This window comes from uncultured Bifidobacterium sp. (assembly GCF_959020155.1).
Lineage (GTDB): Bacteria > Actinomycetota > Actinomycetes > Actinomycetales > Bifidobacteriaceae > Bifidobacterium.
In genome coordinates this window covers 1-6,514 of record NZ_CAUERC010000048.1, presented here as the reverse complement: position 1 = coordinate 6,514, position 6,514 = coordinate 1, and the positions used below count along the sequence as shown (strand labels likewise).

Below are 6,514 nucleotides of genomic sequence, written 5' to 3'. Positions count from 1 at the left end.
GCGATGATGGCGTTGATCTTGTTGGTGGACTTGTAGCACTTCTCGGCGATGGCCAGCAGCATGTTCGCATCGGTGGCGAAGTAGATGCCGATGACGTGGTCGTTGTGGAAGCACTTGTTCAGCAGGACGGAGGTGACACCCGGATCCTGGTGGGAGAAGCCGTTGTGGTCCTGACGCCAAACATGGGAGGAGACCAGCAGGTTCATGGAGGCGATCGGCTTGCGCCACGGAATCTCGCGGACGGTAGCCTCAAGCCACTTGGCGTGCTGGTTCAGCATGGAGTCGATCACGTGGACGAAGGACTCGTAGGAGCTCCAGATGCCGTGACGACCGGTCAGCAGGTAGGCCTCGAGGAAGCCTTCCATCTGGTGCTCGGACAGCTGCTCAACGACCTGGCCGGAGACGTGCATGTGCTCGTCGACCTCGTCGGAGATGTAGCCGGCATCCCACTGCTTGTTGGTGACTTCGTAGGAAGCCTGCAGACGGTTGGAAGCGGTCTCATCCGGTCCGAAGATGCGGAAGTCGCGCGGGTTGTTCTTGATGATGTCGCGAGTGTAGGCACCCAGGGTACGGGTGGCCTCGAGCTGGCCCCAGCCGTGGCCGTACTCAGCCACTTCCTTGACCTCGTAGTCCTCGAGGTTCGGCAGCTTCAGGTCGTTGCGGATCACACCACCGTTGGCGTTCGGGTTGGCACCGATACGCAGCTCGCCCTTCGGCATGAAGGCAAGGACGTCGTCCTTGACAGCACCGTTGGCGTCGAACAGCTCTTCCGGCTTGTAGGACTCGAGCCAGTTCTTGAGAACCTCGAAGTGGGCCTCGGTGTCGCGGGCGGAAGCCAGCGGCACCTGGTGGGAACGCCAGGAGCCCTCGGTCTTCTTGCCGTCGATGTACTTCGGGCAGGTCCAGCCCTTCGGGGTGCGGAAGATCAGCATCGGGTAGAACGGACGGTGCACGTTGTCGGTCTGAGCGGTGGCCTTGATGTCGCAGATCTCGTCCCAGATGGTCTCCCACAGCTCGGCGAAGCGACGGTGGATGGACATGTGGTCCTCATCATCGAAGCCAGCGACGAACTCGTAGGGCTCGTAACCCATGCCGTGGAAGAACTCGTGGAGCTCTTCGTCGGAGATGCGGGACAGGATGGTCGGGTTGGCGATCTTGTAGCCGTTGAGGTGCAGGATCGGCAGCACGATACCGTCGGTGCGCGGGTTCACGAGCTTGTTGGACTGCCAGCCGGTAGCCAGCGGGCCGGTCTCAGCCTCGCCGTCGCCGACGATGGCCGGGACAAACAGGCTCGGGTTGTCCATGATGGCGCCGTAAGCGTGGGACAGAGCGTAACCCAGCTCACCACCCTCGTGGATGGAGCCCGGGGTCTCCGGAGCGAAGTGGGACGGAATGCCGCCCGGGTAAGAGAACTGACGGAAGAACTTCTGCAGACCAGCTTCGTCCTTGGTGATCTTCGGGAAGGTCTCGGTGTAGGTGCCGTCCAGGTAGGACTGGGAGGTACCGGCCGGGCCACCGTGGCCCGGGCCCATGATGATCACGGTGTTCTGGCCGTGGTCAGCAATGAAACGGTTGATGTGGCCGATGAGGAAGTTCAGGCCAGGGGTAGTGCCCCAGTGGCCCACCAGACGGTGCTTCACATCTTCGCGGGTGAAGGGCTCCTTCATCAGCGGGTTGGAACGCAGATAAATCTGGCCGATGGAAAGGTAGTTGGCAACGCGCCAGTACTTGTCAACGCCTTCGAGGGCTTCCTCGGAAACCGGAGCGTTGAGCTTCTTCCAAGGGGTGCCAATAACAGGACTCGTCATGTGTACTCCTGTACTCCTGCACGTGATCGTGCGATTGATTATTTCTGTTCGGTCACGGTCCCTGACCCTTGCGGTGCCAAGGTTTTCCGTTCCCAATCAATCGTCATGGTACGAGGACAACGCGACTTTTGAACGATTTCTTGCGGGTGTGTTCGAAATTGTTGCGGATATTTCAGTATTTGTGCGGTTCGACTGACCGTTTGTCAACATTAGTTTTTTCAACATACTTTTTCAAAACAGCGGAAGCATGCGGAAATCCAGCATTTGGCTAGAACAGCGCACGTTCGATTTCCCATGTTCGAAATCGGCGTGTTGTCCGTCTACAGGCATGTAGTTTGTTCGATTTGCGCACATAGTCTCTGCGTGTCGGCCTTGTCGCCTTGACCAGTGATAATCAGGGGTGTTCAGCCCACGTAAAATTCCAATGAACGTTAGGGGAATATCAATGGCAAACGGTCCTGTGCTTGTCGTCGACTTCGGCGCCCAGTACGCCCAGCTCATCGCCCGCCGCGTGCGCGAAGCAGGCGTGTACTCCGAGCTGGTCCCTCATTCCATGCCGGTCGACGAGATCCTGGCCAAGGATCCGAAGGCGATTATTCTGTCTGGCGGCCCGGCCTCCGTGTTCGAGCCCGGCGCGCCGACCATAGACACCAAGGTATTCGAATCCGGTGTTCCGGTGCTTGGTATCTGCTACGGCTTCCAGGTCATGGCCTATGAGCTCGGCGGCAAGGTGGATAAGGCCGCGCTCGGCGAATACGGCAAGACCTCAGCCACCATCGACGACGCCGCCGGCATCCTCGCCGACTCCCCCGCCGAGCAGACCACGTGGATGAGCCACGGTGTGGCGGTCGAACAGGCCCCGGCCGGCTTCGAAGTGCTGGCCCACACCGAAGGCGCGCCCGTGGCCGCCATGGCGGACGAATCCCGCAAGCTCTATGGTGTGCAGTGGCACCCGGAAGTCAAGCACTCCCCGCTTGGCCAGAAGCTTATCGAAAACTTCCTGCACCGTTGCGCCGCGCTGCCCAACGACTGGGATGCCTCCTCGATTATCGAGGATCAAGTCAAGAAGATCCGCGAGCAGGTCGGCGACGCCGAGGTGATCTGCGGCCTGTCCGGCGGCGTTGATTCCGCCGTGGCCGCCGCTCTGGTACACAAGGCCATCGGCGACCAGCTCACCTGCGTGTTCGTGGACCACGGCCTGCTGCGCAAGGGCGAAGTCGAGCAGGTCAAGCACGACTTCGTCGCCGCGACCGGCATCCGCCTCATCACCGTCGACGCCGCCGACGACTTCCTCGACGCCCTCGCAGGCGTCTCCGAACCGGAGCGCAAGCGCAAGATCATCGGCGAGAAGTTCATCCGCACCTTCGAGAAGGCCCAGCGCCAGGTCCTCGAAGAGGCCGGCGCCCGCGGCAAGGAGGTCAAGTTCCTCGTGCAGGGCACGCTCTACCCCGACGTCGTCGAATCCGGCGGCGGCGACGGCGCGGCCAACATCAAGAGCCACCACAACGTCGGCGGCCTGCCCGAGGACATCAAGTTCCAGCTCATCGAACCGCTGCGCACTCTGTTCAAGGATGAGGTGCGCGCCATCGGCACCGAGCTCGGTCTGCCCGACGAAATCGTCTGGCGTCAGCCCTTCCCGGGCCCGGGTCTGGGCATCCGCATCATCGGCGAGATCACCAAGGAGCGCCTCGACCTGCTGCGCGAGGCCGACGCCATCGCCCGCGAGGAACTCTCCAAGGCCGGTCTCGACCGCGACATCTGGCAGTGCCCGGTCGTGCTTCTGGCTGACGTTCACTCTGTCGGCGTCCAAGGCGACGAGCGCACCTACGGCTCGCCGATCGTCCTGCGCCCGGTCAGCTCGGAAGACGCCATGACCGCCGACTGGTCCCGTGTCCCCTACGATGTGCTCGCCACGATCTCCACGCGCATCACCAACGAATGCCGCCAGATCAACCGCGTCGTCCTCGATTGCACCTCCAAGCCGCCGGCGACCATCGAATGGGAGTAAGCCGATAGGGCTTTGACCTGCTCTTTTGAGTGCCGTGGTGTACCGCTGAGTTTCGTTTCGTACGAGAGTCATGGCAAAACCGCCAGCGACGGCAGTGAGTAAAAACGATTTCCTAGCCTCCGTTCCCTCGTTGGAACGGAGGCTTTTTCTTTGCCGTTTTACTCCCTTTCACCTGCGATTTCGCCATTTACTCCCCGTGTTTCAAGACAACAAGGCACGGGGAGGTATTCGAGGGAATGGGAGTAAGGATTTATCCCAAGTGAGTTGACGCGCGGTTTTTGTCCCCGAGGGCGAAACGGGGCCGTTTCGGGGCCCGTGAAACTCAAATCGAACTCAACGGGCATTTTTTGCTGGGCGTTCCAATGTTCCCGTTCCGTGGGATACCCTGATTCTCTCTGTGGTACTGTTTGTGGTGTTTCCTCTGGCTGGCGGTATGCTGACCCGTTCGGCTGTCATCAAGCGGAAGGGGCAGTGTACTTTGAGGAGACTTTCATCCATATGTTTGACAGTGTAACTACTATTGGCTTATTGCTGACGCTGGTGATGATTTTCTCGTTCCAAGGCAATACCATTCTGGAAAAACCTCTGCACATTGTTTTGATTGCGGTACCGCTGATTTTACAGACCTTCCTGATTTTTGCGATTGCGTATATCGCTTGCCGGGTTTTGAAGCTGCCCTACAAGATTGCTGCTCCCGCCGGAATGATTTGTGCTTCCAACTTCTTTGAACTGGCTGTTGCTGTTGCAATCGCCTTGTTTGGAACGACTTCCCCTGCGGCACTGGCAACGACTGTGGGTGTGCTGACAGAAGTTCCCGTGATGCTGTTCCTTGTAAAAAAACGCAAATAAAACGAAAGACTGGTTCAAATATGAGTAAGAAAAAGGTGGCATTTATCTGCGTCCATAATTCCTGCCGCAGTCAGATTGCCGAGGCCTTGGGAAAGCACTTGGCTTCCGATGTGTTTGAAAGCTATTCCGCAGGAACGGAAACAAAACCGCAAATCAATCAGGATGCTGTCCGCATTATGAAAGAACTGTACGGGATTGACATGGAGAAAACCCAGTATTCCAAACTGATCTCGGATATTCCTGCCCCTGATATTGCAATCTCCATGGGGTGCAATGTGGGCTGTCCTTTCATTGGTAGAGCATTTGACGATAACTGGGGATTAGAAGATCCGACCGGAAGCGAAGATCAAGTCTTTGTCGAGATCATTCGAGAGATTGGAAAACGGATTCTACAGTTGAAGCAGTCCCTTATTTGATTGAAATAGCACTCTGCTTGTGGTATAATACAGATGATCCAAACCATTGCTTTTCTGCTGATAACATTGGGCTTGATAATCTTTTGATAACAGGAGTCCGACAACGCCGTATAAGTTGGATAATTGGTATCAAATTGAGCAACTAAGAGTCAAATCCCCTAAACAGTATTGTTTAGAACCAGTTTTACTTTGGCGAGTGGGAGTAAACTGGAGCGGATTTTGCGCAATCGAAATTCCGTCCGTAGAGTGTCGCAGTGTGCCGCCACGTACGAAAAAGCGTAAAGCCACCTGTGATTTTGGGTGAGTAAAAACTATTGAGACCCTCTGGAAACAACGTTTTCAGGGGGTCTCTTTATGCCTTTTGACCTGCAGTTTCAGTCATTTTTACTCTAAAAGCGCGTACACCACGGACATGGCGACACGCAGCGGACGAAGAGTAAAGGATTTTTCGGAGAGTGAACTGTCCCAGTAGTTTGTCCCACCACCCCAAAAACGCCCCTGAAACTCAAGTGAAACTCAATAGGAACGCAAGGGCGTCATCGTGCGAGCACCGCAGCCTGAGCCGCCGATACCAGGCTCGTTTGCGACGCCGTCGCTGCTTGCCTGGATCGTCAACGGCAAGTACGTCATGTCGCTGCCGCTCTACCGCATAGAGACAGACCTCAAGGCGTGCGGCGCGACGATATCGCGCCAGGACATGGCGAACTGGATGATGAACGTGCACGCGCGCTGGCTGGCGAAGGTCCATGAGAGAATGAAGGTCGAGCTGCTGTCGCATGTCAGGATTCATGCCGATGAGACCACGGTTCAGGTCCTGAAAGAGCCGAACCGCGAGGCGAAGAAGAAATCGAGGATGTGGCTGTTCTGCTCGGCGCGCTGCAACGTGCCCGTGTATGTATTCGAATACCACGAGACCCGCAGGAAGGGCGTTGCCCAGGAGTTTCTTGCGGGCTGGTCCGGCACGCTTACCGCCAACGGCTACAAACCCTACTTCAATCTCGGCAACCCCAACATCGCCAACACGGCGTGCCTCGTCCACGTGCGCCGCTACTTCGCCCAAATCGTGAAGATCGCCGGCGGCGACGCCAAGGCGGCGTCTGCGGCCAGCGTTGCGCTCGAGGCAAGGCGCAGGATCGACGCCATGTTCAAGGTCGACTCCAAGTTCGACGACATGGAGCCGGGCGGCAGGAAGGCCGCCCGCGACGCGGAGCTCCGCCCGCTCATGGAGGACTTCGGGGGATGGGCGCGGGCCCAGCTTCCCCTAGCCTCGCCGAAGCTGGCGCCGCACCGTGCGCTGCAGTACGCTGTGGAGTTCTGGCCCTACGTCATGAACGTGCTCGAAGACGGGGCACCTGGAGCTCTCGAACAACGTCGCCGAGCAGGCCCAGCGAATCTTCGTCGTAGGGCGCAAGAACTGGCTCTTCAGCGATGCG

At 58.0% G+C, this 6,514-nt stretch carries 4 protein-coding genes and 2 pseudogenes; 5 read left to right on the top strand and 1 reads right to left on the bottom strand.

Annotation, left to right across the window (positions count from 1 at the left end):
- Positions 1-1,808 (bottom strand): phosphoketolase family protein (locus Q5H31_RS08020; RefSeq protein WP_302457661.1); only part of this gene is annotated, 1,808 nt, incomplete at its 3' end.
- 445 nt (positions 1,809-2,253) lie between these two features.
- Here Q5H31_RS08020 and guaA point away from each other — a divergent pair.
- From guaA to Q5H31_RS08250, 5 genes and pseudogenes are all read left to right on the top strand, one after another.
- Positions 2,254-3,816 carry a glutamine-hydrolyzing GMP synthase gene (gene guaA, locus Q5H31_RS08015; protein WP_007057943.1) on the top strand — a complete coding sequence of 521 codons (1,563 nt, stop codon included), beginning with the start codon at positions 2,254-2,256 and terminating at the stop codon, positions 3,814-3,816.
- Between the two features lie 352 nt (positions 3,817-4,168).
- Positions 4,169-4,693: pseudogene (locus Q5H31_RS08005) on the top strand (arsenic resistance protein); the annotation flags it as partial.
- Positions 4,686-5,081, top strand: a complete 396-nt coding sequence (locus Q5H31_RS08000) for an arsenate reductase ArsC (protein ID WP_049136685.1) — start codon at positions 4,686-4,688, stop codon at positions 5,079-5,081. The pseudogene Q5H31_RS08005 and the gene Q5H31_RS08000, both read left to right, overlap by 8 nt.
- A gap of 541 nt (positions 5,082-5,622) precedes the next feature.
- Positions 5,623-6,369: pseudogene (locus Q5H31_RS07995) on the top strand (IS66 family transposase); the annotation flags it as partial.
- A 64-nt stretch (positions 6,370-6,433) separates the two neighbouring features.
- Positions 6,434-6,514 (top strand): transposase (locus Q5H31_RS08250; protein ID WP_368043778.1); only part of this gene is annotated, 81 nt, incomplete at its 3' end.